The following is a 15,243-nucleotide window of genomic DNA, read 5'->3' on the forward strand; positions in this document are numbered from 1 at the left end:
TCATAATGGAGGAGAGATCAGGATGACAGAAGCAACGATTATTAGCGGAAAACAGATATCGGAAGAAATTCGCAAGGGGATTGCGTTAGAAGTAGAACAATTGTCCAAGCAGAATGTACGTCCTGGTTTGGCTGTTGTACTTGTAGGAGATGATCCGGCTTCGCATGTTTACGTTCGCAACAAGGAGAAAGCATGCCACGATCTGGGCTTTTATTCCGAGGTGCATCGTCTGCCCGCGGATTCCAGCCAGAACGAAGTGCTCGCACTGGTGGACAAGCTCAATGCCCAGGAATCCATCCATGGGATCCTGGTCCAGCTACCTTTGCCTAAACACATCGAGGAAAAGGCCGTCATCGATGCGATTGCGGTGGAGAAGGACGTGGACGGTTTCCACCCGGTTAATGTGGGTAACCTCGTAATAGGCGATGACAGTCTCCTGCCATGCACGCCGGCCGGCGTGATTGAAATGATCAAGCGGACAGGCATTGAGATTGCAGGCAAACATGCGGTCGTGATCGGGAGATCCAATATCGTCGGCAAACCGGTATCTCTTCTTCTTCAGCGCGAGAACGCGACCGTTACGATGTGCCACTCCAAAACGGGGAATATGGCGGAAATCGCGCGTCAAGCGGACATCCTGGTCGTGGCGATCGGCCGAGCGAACATGATTGATGCCAGCTACGTGAAACCCGGCGCCGTCGTTATCGATGTCGGCATGAACCGCCTGGAGAACGGAAAGCTTGCCGGGGACGTTGACTTTGAGAGCGTGAAGGCAGTGTCCGGCCCGATTACTCCGGTACCCGGAGGGGTGGGACCGATGACCATCACGATGCTCATGCAGAATACGCTGATAGCCGCCAAAAGGCTGAATGGGCTGGCCTGACATGAAGACGGCCGATCCAGGACGAGTATTATCCGTTAAGGATTTAAACCGATATATTCGCATGAAGATGGAAGGCGACTCCAGGCTATCCGACGTATGGATCCGAGGCGAAATATCAAATTTTACCCATCATTCCAGCGGACATATGTATTTTACCTTAAAGGATGAAGGCAGCCGGATTCGTGCGATCATGTTTGCGACTCATAACCAGAGGCTGCCTTTTATCCCCAAGGAAGGGTCGCGTGTCATAGCGCGGGGCAATGTGTCGGTGTATGAACGGGATGGACAATACCAATTCTATGCCGTCCAAATGCAGCCGGACGGCATCGGCAGCTTGTACCTCGCTTATGAACAGCTGAAGTCGAAGCTGGAGGAAGAGGGCTTGTTTGCAGCCGATCGCAAGCGGCCGCTGCCGCGCTATCCCAAGACGATAGGTGTGATCACGTCGCCAACGGGGGCTGCCGTGCGGGATATCATGATTACGATCCGGAGGCGCTATCCTCAGGCGAACGCCATTTTGTATCCGGTGCTGGTTCAAGGCAAAGGGGCTGCGCCTTCGATCGTCAAAGCCATTCGGACGATGAACGACATGGCAGAGGCTGATGTGCTAATCGTTGGGCGCGGTGGCGGATCACTGGAAGAACTCTGGGCGTTTAATGAGGAGATCGTTGCAAGAGCCATTTATCAATCCCATATTCCGGTTGTTTCGGCCGTCGGGCACGAAACGGATTTTACGATCGCCGATTTTGTCGCGGATCTTCGAGCCGCCACACCAACGGCCGCAGCGGAACTAGCGGTTCCGAGCAGCGCAGAACTGAGAGGGCAGCTTGCCCAAAGACAGCGCCAGCTGAATCAAGGGCTGCAGCAACGCCTTCAGCGGAGCCGTGAACGTTTGATATCGCTTCAGCGGTCCCCGGTCCTGGTGCATCCCCGCCGGTATATGCTTCAGCATGCCGAACGGCTGGACATGCTGTCCCAACGGCTGCAGGGCCACCTGAAATCCAGGCTTTCCCTGGTCCGCCAGCGTCAAAAATCGCTGCACCAGGGCCTGATCCGATATAATCCGCGGACTCAAGCGGAGTTCGCCGCCAAAAGGAAAGAGCAGGCCAACCGGCAGTTAATGAACGCGATGCAGTCAATCATGAAGTCCAAGATGTCGCAGCTGCAAACCGAGATGCGACATCTCGATGCGCTCAGCCCGCTGAAGATCATGTCGAGAGGATACAGTCTTGTGTATGACGAGAAAGAGCAAAAGCTTGTAAAGTCGATAGAAGACGTGCAATTAGGTGATTTGGTGAACGTAAGGGTCAACGATGGACAGCTGCAATGTCAAGTGTGGGGAATGAAGGAGGATGAAGAGATTGGCGAATGAAACACTGGAGATCAGCTTCGAAGAAGCGATGGCTCAGCTGGAGACGATCGTTGAGCAGCTGGAAGACGGAGATGTGCCGCTTGAAAAAGCCATCGATTTATTTCAACAGGGCATGAAGCTGTCGCAGATGTGCAGCAAAAAGCTGGAGCAGGTCGAGCAGAAAATCGAAATGATCGTGGAAGAGGGCGGAGAATTGAAGCGGAAGCCATTCGGCGGGACGCTGGATGAGACAGGTGAACTGGGTGAATAACAGACTTACGATCCATCAATATATGAATGAAATTTGTGACAGGCTGGACAGCGAGTTCACGAATCTTTTTCCGTCAGGCTGGAAAGTTCCTGAAACCCTTTCGCGGTCCATGTCGTATTCTTTAATGGCAGGCGGCAAGCGAATGCGTCCGCTGCTTGTCATTGCGGCATGCGAGGCGGGCGGCGGCAGCCGTGAAGCAGCCGTTCCGGTTGCCTGCGCGGTGGAAATGGTCCATACATATTCCCTTATCCACGATGATCTGCCGGCGATGGACGATGATGATTACCGCCGCGGCAAGCCGACGAATCATAAGGTGTTTGGCGAGGCCAGCGCCATTTTGGCCGGGGATGCCTTGCTGACGCATGCCTTTTACAGCGTCATCCAGGCTGCCAGAAAGCATGGGGTTCCAGCAGAACGCGTGCTGTCGATCGTGGAGGATCTTGCGGAGTATGCAGGTCCGCGGGGGATGGTAGGCGGACAGGTGGCCGACATGGAGGGGGAGCAAGGGATCACGACGTTAGAGCAGCTTGAGTATATACACCTGCACAAGACCAGTGATCTGATCATGTTCTCGCTGATGGCGGGCGGCCATGTTGCCGGGTGCTCCGACGCCCAGATCGAATCCTTGCGTACCTTCGGGCATCATATCGGCCTTGCTTTTCAGATTCAAGATGATATTCTGGATCTCGTGGGGGATGAGTCCAAGCTCGGGAAGCCGGTACAAAGCGATGTGAAACAGGAAAAGGTGACCTACCCGTACTTCATCGGTTTGGACGCATCGAGGCATGAAGTCGAGCGACTGACGGCAGAAGCCAAGCGGGTCATTTCCGAAGGGAACTTCGCCGACCCTGCAAGGCTGCTGGAGATCGCGGATTTCTTGATGGCCCGGGACCACTAAGCGCGCGCTACATGCAAACGGTTTTTTTGTGATATAATGTCTGTTAATGGCTGAATTACTATCGGCTTAGTAACGTAAACTTAATCAAGGAAAGCGGGGAGATTCTTCGTGCTTCTTCCAAATATCAAACAACCAGAACAACTTAAAAATCTATCGGTGGACGAACTCGAGGATTTAGCGGGACAAATCCGTCATTTTCTAATCGAAAAGCTGTCCGTTACCGGTGGCCATCTTGCACCGAATCTGGGAGTGGTTGAACTCACGCTGGCCTTGCACTATTGCTTTGACAGCCCTCGTGACAAGATGATTTTCGATGTGGGCCATCAAGCCTATGTACACAAGATCTTGACCGGACGGATGGATAAATTCGATACGCTCCGCAAATATAAAGGCTTGTGCGGCTTCGTCAAGCGGTCCGAGAGCGAGCATGATGTATGGGAAGCAGGTCACAGCAGCACCTCGCTGTCTGCCGCAATGGGTATGGCCATGGCCCGGGACCTGAAAGGCGAAGACAATCGGGTTATCGCCATGATCGGGGACGGAGCCCTTACAGGCGGCATGGCGTTTGAAGCGCTAAACCATATCGGCCACGAGCAGAAGAAGCTCATGGTCATCCTGAATGACAATGAAATGTCGATCGCGCCGAATGTCGGTGCTATGCATAACTACTTAAGCAAGATCCGTTCGGACCGTTTTTATCTTCGTGCCAAAGACGAAGTGGAAATGGTCTTGAAGAAAATCCCTGCCATCGGCGGCAAACTCGCGAAGACGGCAGAGAAGATGAAGGACAGCCTTAAATATATGATGGTTCCGGGTGTTTTATTCGAGGAACTTGGATTTACGTATCTCGGGCCTGTGGACGGACATGATCTGAATAAACTGATCGATACATTGAAGCAGGCGGACAATGTGGATGGTCCCGTGCTGATCCATGCCGTAACAACCAAGGGCAAGGGATACCGTCCGGCCGAATCGGATTCGCATAAATGGCATGGAATCACCCCTTATAAGATTGAATCCGGCCAAGTGCTCAAGGCAGTAGGCAATCCGATGTACACGGAAGTGTTCGGACAGACCTTGGTGGAGCTGGGGGAACAGGACAAACGCATCGTTGCCGTTACGCCGGCGATGCCGGGCGGCTCCGGCTTGATCCCGTTCAGCAAGAAATTCCCGGACCGCATGATCGATGTCGGGATTGCCGAGCAGCACGCGGCAACGCTGTGCGCGGCTCTGGCCATGGAAGGCATGAAACCCGTATTCGCGGTCTATTCCACGTTCATGCAGCGTGCGTACGACCAAATCGTGCATGATATTTGCCGCCATAACGCCAACGTGATGTTTGCGATTGACCGTGCCGGCTTTGTCGGTGCAGACGGCGAAACGCATCAAGGGGTATACGATGTGGCCTTCATGCGTCATATCCCGAATATCGTCATCATGATGCCAAAAGACGAGAATGAGCTTCGTCACATGATGAAGACGGCGCTTGATTATAATGAAGGACCGATTGCTTACCGTTACCCTCGGAACAATGTGCGCGGCGTTCCGATGGACACTGAGCTGGTGCCCATTCCAATCGGAACCTGGGAAGTCGTCCGTCCCGGCGAAGGGTATGCCATCCTGGCTTCCGGTCCGATGGTTCAGCTGGCCGAAGAAGCAGCGGAGCAGCTCAAGCGGGAAGGCATTGCGGTAGAAGTCGTGAATGCCCGTTTCCTTAAACCGCTTGACGGAGATATGCTGGGGAATTTGGCGAAGACGGGAACGTCGATGCTGGTTCTGGAGGAAACCTCGCAAGCAGGCAGTTTGGGGAGCGCGGTTCTGGAATATTTTGCAGAGCAGGGAATCCATGATGCCGTCGTATCCTTGATGGGGATCGAAGACCGGTTCATCGAGCATGGAAGCATTCCGCAGCAACGGGAGGAAGTAGGTCTCACGCTGGAAGGGGTTTGCCAGGAAATCCGGAGCCTGAAGAATGCCCGGACCGCCGTACTCGGCAAAAGAAGTTTTATGTCTTAGTAACGATCGGGAGTATAATATGGATTCATCTCAGAAGGAACGAATTGATGTCCTGCTCGTGGAGCAGGGATATTATGAGAGTCGCGAAAAAGCAAAAGCCGCGATTATGGCGGGTCTGGTCTATGCCGGAACCGAACGGATCGAGAAAGCCGGCATGAAAATTCCGAGAACGTCCGAACTGAAGGTCAAGGGCTCGGTTCATCCTTATGTCAGCCGAGGCGGACTAAAGCTGGAGAAAGCGATTCGTACGTTCGGCCTCGACATGAAGGGGCGCACGATGCTGGATATCGGATCATCGACAGGCGGTTTTACGGATTGCGCGCTCCAGCATGGGGCCAGTTATGTGTACGCGATCGACGTTGGTTATAACCAGCTGGATTGGTCGCTGCGTAACGATGAACGCGTATGCGTCATGGAGCGAACGAATTTTCGCTATATGACGCCGGAGGATCTGAACGGTCCTCCGCCTGATTTTGCCAGCATCGATGTTTCGTTTATTTCACTTCGCATTATACTGCCGCCTCTGAAGATGCTGCTCGCTAAACCGGGAGATGTAGCCGCCCTGATCAAACCTCAATTCGAGGCGGGGCGGGAGAAGGTCGGTAAATCCGGGGTGGTTCGGGATCCGAAGGTCCATAAGGAAGTTTTAACGCAGGTGCTGACTTTTGCGGACGGCCTTGGATTCAAGCTGAAAAACCTTACGTTCTCTCCGATAACGGGAGGAGAAGGAAATATTGAATTCCTGGCCCACTGGCGATTAGAGCCGGAGGTATCTGAAAGCTCGGAAGAACCGACTCAGGAAGATGGACAAGCTTCTGTCCCATTGAGTCAATGGATTGACACCGTCGTCACGCAAGCGGCTCATACATTCACAGGAAACTCATCGAAATGATGGGTTTCTTTTGCTGAAAAAGAGGAATTTATGTTCTCATCCGCGAATACAAAATTCGAGGTGAGAGGATGAATGAGCGTTATGATTGGTTATTAATGATATTGCTTGGTGTCGTCATTGCCTTGCTTATCGGCTATAGGCTGAATCGTTGGCTGATGTCACCATCACCGGACCGGCTGCCGGGCATCCCGATCAATGAGCACATTCCAGATCACCCAGTCATTGGGATGCTTGAACAAGAAGGATATGATGTGGTTGGGGGTAAAGTAAAAATAAACTTGTCGTTTGAAACGGGACATAAGCCCATCTTAAGTCGGTTGTTCATAGATTATGTTGCATCCGACGACAGCGGCGAACTGTACATGGTGAAGCTGGCCCGGGAACGAATGCCGGTGGAGTGGACAGGCTCCGGCATTCGCGATCGGTTGATGCCGTTTTTGCTGCTGTATCCCGAGTGTGCGGGCCTCCTCTACATCGACGTGAATGAGGGGACCATTAACCGTTTAAGCATGGATTGGACGGACGAAGAATGGATTGGTCATGATGAATACAACAGTTAATACTCAGGAGGCTCTTTATGAAGGGACAACGCCATATTAAAATCAGGGATATCATTACCCACCAGGATATTGAAACGCAGGATGAGCTTGTGGACGCATTGCGCGCGGAAGGCTTTCAGGTTACTCAGGCTACGATATCACGGGATATTAAAGAATTGCTGCTCATAAAAGTGCCTACAGATGATGGGCGATATAAATACTCCATGCCGACAGATCAGCGGTACAACCCTGTTCAGAAGCTCAAAAGAGCGCTCGTCGACAATTTTGTTTACATTGACCGAACCGGCAATCTTGTGGTCATGAAATGCTTGCCCGGAACAGCCAACTCGGTTGCCGTGCTGCTCGATAACATGGAATGGTCACAGATCATGGGGACCATCTGCGGGGATGACACGATCTTGCTGATTTGCCGTACGGAAGTAGACGGCGAACATGTGGTGTCCCAAATCAAAAATTTCATTTCCTAATCAAATGTAGTGACATATCGATCATTTTTTTGCAGTAGCGGAGGTGGTAAACATGTTAAACACGCTATCCATTCGGAACCTGGCTGTTGTAGAAAGCGTGGATGTACACTTTTATCCCGGATTTCACGTCCTGACAGGGGAAACCGGGGCCGGTAAGTCCATCATCATTGATGCGCTGGGTTTAATTGCCGGCGGCCGCGGCTCGGCAGAGCTGATTCGATACGGGTGCGACAAAGCGGAGATCGAGGCTCTGTTTGAGCTGCCTGCGGAGCATCCGGTATGGAGCACGCTCAAGAAGCTGGGGGTTGAAGCGGATCCGGAAGAGCACTTACTAATTCGAAGAGAGCTGACGTCTCAAGGAAAAAGCACGTCGCGTATTAACGGACAGCTGCTGAACCTCAGCATGCTGCGTGAAGTCGGGGAAAAGCTGATTAATATCCATGGACAGCATGAGCATCAAAGCCTGCTGCGTTCAGAGCAGCATATGAGCCTCCTGGATACTTACGGAGATAAGACCATAGGGCCTGCCAAGCGCAAATACCAGGAGCTGTACGGCGAATTCAGCAAAGTGGAGAAAGAGCTTAAGGACCTGCAGGAAACCAGCCAGAAAGCATATCAAATGCTGGATATGTACCGTTTCCAGCTGGAGGAAATCGCGGCTGCCGGGCTGAAAACCGGCGAAGACGAGGCATTGTCCGAAGAAAGAACCAAACTCTCCCACAGCGAGAAGATGATGGATTCCGTAGCGGGAGCCTACGACCTGTTGTACGGATCATCGGGCCTTGAGTCCGTCAGCAGGGCTTTGTCTAGACTTGAGGATGTATCCGGATACGACGAGAAGGGTTTAAAGCCGCTTGTCGAGCAGCTTCAATCCGCTTATTATCAGCTTGAGGATGCGGTATTCCAGTTAAGGGATTATCGTGACGGCATCGAATTCAATCCCGAACGGCTCAATGAAATTGAGCTCCGTTTAGATATGATCTCCGGTTTGCGCCGAAAATATGGGGATAATGTGGAGCAAATTCTGGAATACTACGTGAGAATTCAGCAGGAAACCGATATGCTGGAGAATAAGGACGAATTTATTCAAGCGTTGGAACAGCGCCGTGACGAGTTGTTAAGCGTGCTGCTCGTAAGCGCGAAAGAGCTGAGTCACGCCCGCAAGCAATGCGCGCAAGACTTGGCTAGGCAAGTCGAGGGAGAACTGAAGGATCTTCAAATGGAACGCACCTCGCTGGAAGTCCGCCTGGAATTGCAGCTGGATCCGAACGGCTACGAGTATGAAGGCCAAAAAGTCCGGTTGACAAGACAAGGCATGGATACGGCGGAATTCCTTATCTCCGCGAATCCGGGCGAGCCGCTCCGACCGCTTGCCAAAATTGCTTCGGGTGGGGAAATGTCCAGAATTATGCTGGCGATGAAGAGTATATTTGCCCGTCATGATCAAATACCGGTCTTAATCTTTGATGAAGTCGACACGGGTGTCAGCGGAAGGGCTGCCCAATCGATTGCCGAGAAGCTGTTTTTGCTGGCCAAAACCTGTCAGGTATTCTCCATTACGCATTTGCCGCAGGTGGCTTGCATGGCGGATCATCAATATTTAATCGAGAAGAAGCTTGAAGCCTCCAGAACGATGACGCAAGTAGAAAACCTGAATGAAGAAGGGCGTGTAAAAGAGCTTGCCCGGATGCTTGGCGGAGTCGAAATTACCGAAAAGACGCTTCATCATGCCCAAGAAATGCTCAATCTGGCGGCAGCGCAAAAGGCTTCCAGAAAGGCTTTGGGTCAATGATTGACAGTTATAAAACCATAAGGGCAGGGTAACTTAAAGGTACGCAATTGGCGACCACCTTTTCGTCAAGCGAAAGAAGAAAAAGGGAGCGTGACAGCCATTGAAGCCCAACCTCAGGAGAAAACTGCTCGGTTTCGTTCTTGCTTTCCTTCTTTGTTTCATTGGAACTGCTGATCCTGTCCAATCTTTTGCCTCATTGCCCGATGAGCTGAGATTGATTACCGGTCAGCAGTCCCGTCTTGATGTTGCCATGCCTGTGCAAGCCCTCGCTTCAGTTGATCGACCGGATGTCCTGCAGCTAAACGGCTCCCGGGAATCGAAACTTCAAGTATCGTTAAAACAGCCGCTGCAGCTCAATCCCCAGCAAAGCGGAAACGCAGAAGTGACCCTGAAATTATTCGGTACAATTCCTCTGAAGACTGTCCATGTCAAAGTGATGCCGGAACTTAAAGTCATACCGGGAGGCCAAACCATCGGCGTCAAGGTGAAATCCTCCGGTATACTGGTGGTTGGACATCATCTGGTACGGGTTCAAAACGGGGCCAAAGTGTCTCCCGGCGAAGCTGCCGGCCTAAAGCTTGGCGACCTGCTTACAACGATGGATGGAAAGCCGCTTAACGATGTCACGAAGGTTGCCGAGATCGTCGAGAAGGCTGGTAAAGCGAATCGGCCGCTGGATATATCCTTTAAACGGGACGGCAAGGTAATGAAAACAAAGCTGAGTCCCGCCTATGACCAAGAGGATCAAAGCTGGCGCCTTGGCCTGTATATCCGTGATTCCGCAGCAGGCGTAGGGACGCTTACCTTTTATGCGCCTCACCAGAAGGTCTACGGAGCGCTCGGTCATGTCATCACCGACATGAATACTCAGACCCCCATTGATGTTGGAAGCGGCCAGATCGTTCAATCCAACGTCACCTCGATTAGCCGTAGCGAAGAAGGCGAGCCCGGAGAGAAAAGGGCAACCTTCACCAAAGACGGCAAGATTTTAGGCAATGTCGAGCGCAATACCCATTTCGGCATTTTCGGTAAAATGAATCAGCTTCCGGAACACGGGCTGTATCAGGAGCCGATTCCCGTTGCCTTTTCCCATGAGGTGAAGGAAGGTCCCGCTGAAATTTTAACCGTCGTTGAAGGTCAGGAAGTCGAACGCTTTACGGTGGAGATCGTTCACGTCTCCAAACAGGACGCTCCAGCGACCAAAGGAATGGTGCTGCGCATTACCGATCCGAGACTGCTTAAGAAGACCGGCGGGATCGTGCAGGGCATGAGCGGCAGTCCCATCGTTCAGGATGGCAAGCTGATTGGAGCGGTAACCCATGTATTTGTAAACGACCCTAAGTCGGGATATGGGTGCTTTATCGAGTGGATGCTTCAAGATTCCGGCGTACTACAATCTACAGAATCAACACCTCAAAATCTTAAGGCAGGTTAATGCCTTGAGATTTTTTGTCGTAAAAGAACGAAATAGAGATTAATTTGAAACAAAATATTTAATTATAAATCAACTTCAAAAAAAAATAAAGAAAAATAATTTTCGACAGAAGGAATTTAAATAAGCATGTCGAAAACTTTATAAACAGAAAAATGTTCTAAAATAACAACTGATCTGATAAAGGAGGAGCACGAATTGCAAAAGATTGAGGTATTATTGGCAGACGACAACCGTGAATTTACAAACCTGCTCGGCGAATACATTTCGGATCAACAAGATATGGTGGTATCCGGAATCGCTTATAATGGCGAAGAAGTACTGAGCATGATTGAGGAATCCGGAAAGGTACCGGACGTACTGATCCTTGATATTATTATGCCTCATTTGGACGGGCTTGGGGTACTCGAGCGTTTACGCGATATGAATCTGTCTCCGCAGCCGAAAGTCATTATGCTCACGGCGTTCGGCCAAGAGAATATAACGCAGCGCGCGGTGCAGTTGGGTGCTTCCTATTATATTTTAAAGCCGTTTGACATGGAGGTGCTCGCCAGCCGCATTCGACAGCTCGTGGGTTCGCCGAGCAGCATTTCCTCCGGCACTCCGTTTACAAGCATGAAATCCAATGTGGTTCCTATGGGCAAGGGCAAGAATTTGGACGCGAATATCACTTCCATTATCCATGAAATCGGCGTTCCCGCTCATATCAAGGGATATCAATATCTCCGCGAAGCCATTACCATGGTGTACAACAATATCGAAATTCTTGGAGCGATTACCAAAACGCTGTATCCGGCCATCGCTGAGAAGTTCAAAACAACGCCATCCCGAGTGGAGCGGGCGATCCGGCATGCCATTGAAGTGGCTTGGACTCGCGGTAACATCGATTCCATCAGCCACTTGTTCGGCTACACCATTAACATCAGCAAATCCAAGCCGACCAACAGCGAGTTCATTGCCATGGTGGCAGACAAGCTTCGGATCGAGCATAAGGTCTCTTGAAAGGGTAAGGACTAAGAGGAAGGGATTTAGGGACATGGACGATGCACACCTAAATGTCTACTTGAGCGATTTATTGAAATCACTCCTTTATTGGTTGCGGCTATCGTAACCTGTGAAGGAGTGATTTTATGTTTCAGGACGGGACTCATCAGCAATAAACCAGCCGGATCAGCGGCTGGTTTGTTTTGTTTTACTAAGGTTACATCACCACCCGGTAATCTCCTTCCGGTGCTGCGTACCATCGATTTCCTCACAGATAATACATTTTGAACTGGATATCCTGGGCATGGTTTCCGAATTTCTTGCCGAATAACGTAGCGCCTCCAACATGCTTCGCGTCTTCCTTGACTTCGATACGAAAGGTCCAGCGATCACATGCCGAATCCAGGTCGTCCACGGAGACGGTTGAGAGAGGATCGCCATCGATATACGTGCCGTGGCTGGTAATCCGAATCGTTTTCAGCAGTCCGTATTGGTTGATGTTGTGCGGCCACCATTCAGGCGTATATTTCCCCCGCGTATCCGCAAAATCCCCTGGGCTCGTCCACGTGCCGAGCTCCATTCCGTTCAAGGAAAACGTAATGTCCGATGGCCACACATCATTGGAAAAAGGAAACTCGGACGATATCTCCAAACTGATTTCGAATTGCTGCAGCTTCTCATCCTTTTGCAGAAAGTTGGCGATGTTGTATTGGATGAACCCCTCGGTAAACCACAGGATTTCCGCATCCACGCGCTTGGGATCCATAAAGTACTTGGGTTCGTCAACCCGTCCGATGAACTCCTTCTCGGTAGCAAGGCCGCAAGTAGGCTTCAGGTCATAATCGGTGTAATGCCCGATCGGCACCGAGGCTTCATAAGAAGCAAAGGAATGGAAGATTTTTTTGGGGAAGTTGATTTCAATGTGATCCACCTTCAGGATCGAAATTTTCTGCTGCCCCGATTTTCCCGGCACCTTCTCTGTCCGGATAATGCCGGCATCTTCAAGTTTTTTAATATGCTTCGTCACGATCGGACTGCTGATTTGAAGCTCCTGCGCTAAATCTTTGATGTTCATTTTGTTTTTGGAGAGCATCTGAATAATCTTGATGCGAACTTCGCTGGCCAAAGCCTCGTAAACCACAAGCGATGACTTGTCTATTTCCAATTGCATATGACCACTTCTTTCAACAAGTTTTTCAATTATTAACTAATATGCATCATAACACAGGCTTTATTAACCTGTATATAAATCTTGGCATTTAAACTAACATTTTTTCAACATTATAATTAACAAAAAAGTTAATTAAACATAAAATTAATAATCAAGATTTATATATAAGTTATTGACACCGCTTTCAGAGCGAGTGTATACTGAACCAAAGTTAATCGTTTTCATGATTCTGGCGGGTGAATGATTAACCAAATGATTAGTAATAGGAGGAGAGTTTGTTGAAGAAAAAAATGGGGGTTTCACTGATACTTGCATTGTTAGCGGTAGCGGTACTGGGAGGATGCGGAAACGGCGACAAGAACACCATTACCTTCTGGACGCCATTGACGGGTGATGACGGGGCTTACATGGATCAGCTCGTTAAGGATTACAATGCCACCAATCCCGAGTATAAAGTGAAGCATGTCATCACTTCGGACATGTATACGAAGATATCCACCGTTCTTAATTCCGGCAAAGGCGTTCCCGATCTTTCCATCATCCACGCGGACCGCGTTCCAAGCTTCGTTAAGCAAGGCGTATTGGAGCCGATGACGGCAGTCATGCAAGCGCAGCCAGAATTGAAAGAGGACAATTATCTGCCGCAGGCCTGGGCAACCGGAAACGTGGAAGGCACCCAATATACGGTACCGCTTGATATCCACAGCAACGCGATGTACTACAACAAAAATCTGCTCAAGAAATACAATGTTGAAAGTTTCCTGGATGACGATGTCGTGACCATCGATGAAATGTTGTCGCTGCAAGGCAAACTGGATGAGGGTGATTACGTGGTCAATGATGCGCTGTTGGGCTGGGTTGTGTTGGCTCAAATACAGAATCTGGGCGGAGACATCCAGCAAGACGGCAAGCCTGCAGTCAATACGGAAGCCATGAAGCAGGCATTTACGGAGATTAAGAAAATAGCCGATGCGGGTTTAATGACACCATTTGGCGAAGACGGCTACCTGATGTTCCAAGCTGGAAACGTTTTATTCTCCACAGACGGCACATGGAGCTCTACGGCCCATGCCGCGGTTGACGGCCTGGACTTTGGCGTAACCAACATTTATTCGACGAGTGCGGATAAATATACAAACCGAGCATCTTCCCACCTGTTCTCCATGCTGAAGAACGAGAAGAGAACGGATGAAAAGGAGCAGGCCATCGGCCAGTTCCTGGAGTTCATTCGCCAACACTCGATCGAGTGGGCAAAAGCGGGTCAGATCGTAGCGAGTAAACAAGTCATTGAAAGTCCGGACTACAATAACTATATTCAATCATTCTTCACGTCCAATGAAAAAGAAATTGAATCCTTGTACATTTACACTTACGAGTACTATCCATATGTTGCCGAGGCTGTAGATACATATGCAGCGGATATTGTGCGGGGCAACGTCGATATCGACGAAACCCTGGCGACGATGCAGAAGTTCGTAGAGGATAAAATCGCAGAAGGCAACAGTGCCGCAAAGTAAATGAAAGCAGAGCCGATTGAAAAAAAGAAAAGCGTCCAAACCTCATGACGCTTTTCTTTTCCAAAGGAGAAATGAAAGGGTATGAAAAAGAAGTCGCTGACACCTTATTTCTTTGTAGGTCCCCATCTGATTCTATTCATCGTGTTTATTCTATTACCGACCCTATACGGGATCTATGCTTCGTTTACGCAATGGAATCTGATCAATGACCCGGTGTGGGTCGGCCTGGCCAACTATAAAACGATTCTGTTTGATGCGGAGTCCACCTTCTATACCCAATTTATGAACGGATTAAAAAATACGTTGATCTTCGTAGTTCTGAGCGTACCGATATTAATCGTTATCCCGTTAATGATCGCGGTGTCGCTCGAACACAAAAAAGTGAAAATGAAAAACGTCATTCAATCCATTCTCTATATTCCCGGATTAATTTCGATCTCCGCAGCGGCACTGATTTGGTCATTGATATTTAACAAGCAGCTTGGGATCACGAACAACGTCTTCGGCTCCGAAACGGTCTGGGCCGCCAACCAGCCTTATGCCTGGCTGATCATTATTGTCATTACGGTTTGGGGCGGGGTCGGTGGAAACATGATCATCTACCGGGCTTCTATCAGTGGAGTATCCAAGGATTTGTACGAATCGGCCGAGATGGACGGAGCGGGGCCCGTCCGCAGATTTTCGAGCATTACGCTGCCCTCCATCCGTTTCCCGCTGATTTATACCTTTGTCATGACGACCGCCGGAGCTTTCAACGTATTCGGTCAGCCATTAATGATGACGGACGGAGGACCCAGACAGAGCACGACGGTATTGATGATGTATATTCGCCAGCTGGCCTTCGGCCACGGGGAATCCATTGCCGGCATGGCATCCGCGATGGCGGTGCTGCTCGGACTGGTCATTCTGGTCATTTCAGCCCTTCAATATTATGTGATGAACCGAAACGCGTCCTAGCGGCATGTTCTGCTTGCAAACGACGGAAACGATAAAAGGTAGGTGTACTGTG

The 15,243-nt window shown here is 50.3% G+C and carries 14 protein-coding genes; 13 read left to right on the top strand and 1 reads right to left on the bottom strand.

The window, feature by feature from the left end; translation table 11 throughout:
- The first annotated feature begins 22 nt into the window (after nt 1-22).
- The 11 genes from folD (at nt 23) to spo0A (ending at nt 11,564) form a co-directional block, all read left to right on the top strand.
- Nucleotides 23-883, top strand: coding sequence for a bifunctional methylenetetrahydrofolate dehydrogenase/methenyltetrahydrofolate cyclohydrolase FolD (gene folD, locus M1D70_RS10825; RefSeq protein ID WP_015734456.1), 861 nt, complete (start codon nt 23-25; stop codon nt 881-883).
- Nucleotide 884: 1 nt separating this feature from the next.
- The gene (xseA, locus tag M1D70_RS10830; RefSeq protein WP_456290414.1) at nt 885-2,255 is read left to right on the top strand and encodes an exodeoxyribonuclease VII large subunit; all 1,371 of its coding nucleotides are present in this window, start codon (nt 885-887) and stop codon (nt 2,253-2,255) included.
- On the top strand, nt 2,245-2,505 hold the full coding sequence (xseB, locus tag M1D70_RS10835; RefSeq protein ID WP_009591232.1) for an exodeoxyribonuclease VII small subunit: 261 nt from the start codon (nt 2,245-2,247) through the stop codon (nt 2,503-2,505). The genes xseA and xseB overlap by 11 nt, the downstream gene beginning before the upstream one ends.
- A gap of 22 nt (nt 2,506-2,527) precedes the next feature.
- Nucleotides 2,528-3,403: a farnesyl diphosphate synthase gene (locus M1D70_RS10840; RefSeq protein WP_433939214.1), complete on the top strand. Its 876-nt coding sequence runs from the start codon at nt 2,528-2,530 to the stop codon at nt 3,401-3,403.
- 108 nt (nt 3,404-3,511) lie between these two features.
- Nucleotides 3,512-5,419: a 1-deoxy-D-xylulose-5-phosphate synthase gene (dxs, locus tag M1D70_RS10845; protein ID WP_009591234.1), complete on the top strand. Its 1,908-nt coding sequence runs from the start codon at nt 3,512-3,514 to the stop codon at nt 5,417-5,419.
- Between the two features lie 19 nt (nt 5,420-5,438).
- Nucleotides 5,439-6,311, top strand: coding sequence for a TlyA family RNA methyltransferase (locus M1D70_RS10850; RefSeq protein ID WP_456289850.1), 873 nt, complete (start codon nt 5,439-5,441; stop codon nt 6,309-6,311).
- A 68-nt stretch (nt 6,312-6,379) separates the two neighbouring features.
- Nucleotides 6,380-6,871: a hypothetical protein gene (locus M1D70_RS10855; protein ID WP_009591238.1), complete on the top strand. Its 492-nt coding sequence runs from the start codon at nt 6,380-6,382 to the stop codon at nt 6,869-6,871.
- Nucleotides 6,872-6,888: 17 nt separating this feature from the next.
- Nucleotides 6,889-7,338 (top strand): transcriptional regulator AhrC/ArgR, encoded by a 450-nt coding sequence (gene ahrC, locus M1D70_RS10860; RefSeq protein ID WP_009591236.1) that lies wholly within the window; start codon nt 6,889-6,891, stop codon nt 7,336-7,338.
- 52 nt (nt 7,339-7,390) lie between these two features.
- Entirely contained in the window at nt 7,391-9,130 is a 1,740-nt protein-coding gene (gene recN / locus M1D70_RS10865) for a DNA repair protein RecN (protein ID WP_015734463.1), read from the top strand.
- A 100-nt stretch (nt 9,131-9,230) separates the two neighbouring features.
- Nucleotides 9,231-10,565: a SpoIVB peptidase gene (gene spoIVB, locus M1D70_RS10870; protein ID WP_009591266.1), complete on the top strand. Its 1,335-nt coding sequence runs from the start codon at nt 9,231-9,233 to the stop codon at nt 10,563-10,565.
- Nucleotides 10,566-10,760: 195 nt separating this feature from the next.
- Nucleotides 10,761-11,564, top strand: a complete 804-nt coding sequence (gene spo0A / locus M1D70_RS10875; RefSeq protein ID WP_009591253.1) for a sporulation transcription factor Spo0A — start codon at nt 10,761-10,763, stop codon at nt 11,562-11,564.
- A 250-nt stretch (nt 11,565-11,814) separates the two neighbouring features.
- Here the strand turns inward: spo0A and M1D70_RS10880 are convergent, their stop codons facing one another.
- The gene (locus M1D70_RS10880; protein ID WP_456289851.1) at nt 11,815-12,717 is read right to left on the bottom strand and encodes an ArsR/SmtB family transcription factor; all 903 of its coding nucleotides are present in this window, start codon (nt 12,715-12,717) and stop codon (nt 11,815-11,817) included.
- Nucleotides 12,718-12,992: 275 nt separating this feature from the next.
- Here M1D70_RS10880 and M1D70_RS10885 point away from each other — a divergent pair, with 275 nt between their 5' ends.
- Together M1D70_RS10885 and M1D70_RS10890 are read left to right on the top strand one after the other, a co-directional pair.
- Nucleotides 12,993-14,234, top strand: a complete 1,242-nt coding sequence (locus M1D70_RS10885; RefSeq protein ID WP_009591260.1) for an extracellular solute-binding protein — start codon at nt 12,993-12,995, stop codon at nt 14,232-14,234.
- Nucleotides 14,235-14,315: 81 nt separating this feature from the next.
- Entirely contained in the window at nt 14,316-15,191 is an 876-nt protein-coding gene (locus tag M1D70_RS10890) for a carbohydrate ABC transporter permease (protein WP_009591261.1), read from the top strand.
- The last annotated feature ends 52 nt before the right edge of the window (nt 15,192-15,243 follow it).

It is taken from the genome of Paenibacillus sp. AK002, assembly GCF_053903045.1.

Excerpts from the sequence above, each read along its gene's own strand:
- folD (WP_015734456.1), top strand. The coding sequence starts at position 23 with ATGACAGAAGCAACGATTATTAGCGGAAAACAGATATCGGAAGAAATT.
- xseA (WP_456290414.1), top strand. The coding sequence starts at position 885 with ATGAAGACGGCCGATCCAGGACGAGTATTATCCGTTAAGGATTTAAAC.
- M1D70_RS10840 (WP_433939214.1), top strand. The coding sequence starts at position 2,528 with ATGAATGAAATTTGTGACAGGCTGGACAGCGAGTTCACGAATCTTTTT.
- M1D70_RS10850 (WP_456289850.1), top strand. The coding sequence starts at position 5,439 with ATGGATTCATCTCAGAAGGAACGAATTGATGTCCTGCTCGTGGAGCAG.
- M1D70_RS10855 (WP_009591238.1), top strand. The coding sequence starts at position 6,380 with ATGAATGAGCGTTATGATTGGTTATTAATGATATTGCTTGGTGTCGTC.
- ahrC (WP_009591236.1), top strand. The coding sequence starts at position 6,889 with ATGAAGGGACAACGCCATATTAAAATCAGGGATATCATTACCCACCAG.
- recN (WP_015734463.1), top strand. The coding sequence starts at position 7,391 with ATGTTAAACACGCTATCCATTCGGAACCTGGCTGTTGTAGAAAGCGTG.
- M1D70_RS10880 (WP_456289851.1), bottom strand. The coding sequence starts at position 12,717 with ATGCAATTGGAAATAGACAAGTCATCGCTTGTGGTTTACGAGGCTTTG.
- M1D70_RS10890 (WP_009591261.1), top strand. The coding sequence starts at position 14,316 with ATGAAAAAGAAGTCGCTGACACCTTATTTCTTTGTAGGTCCCCATCTG.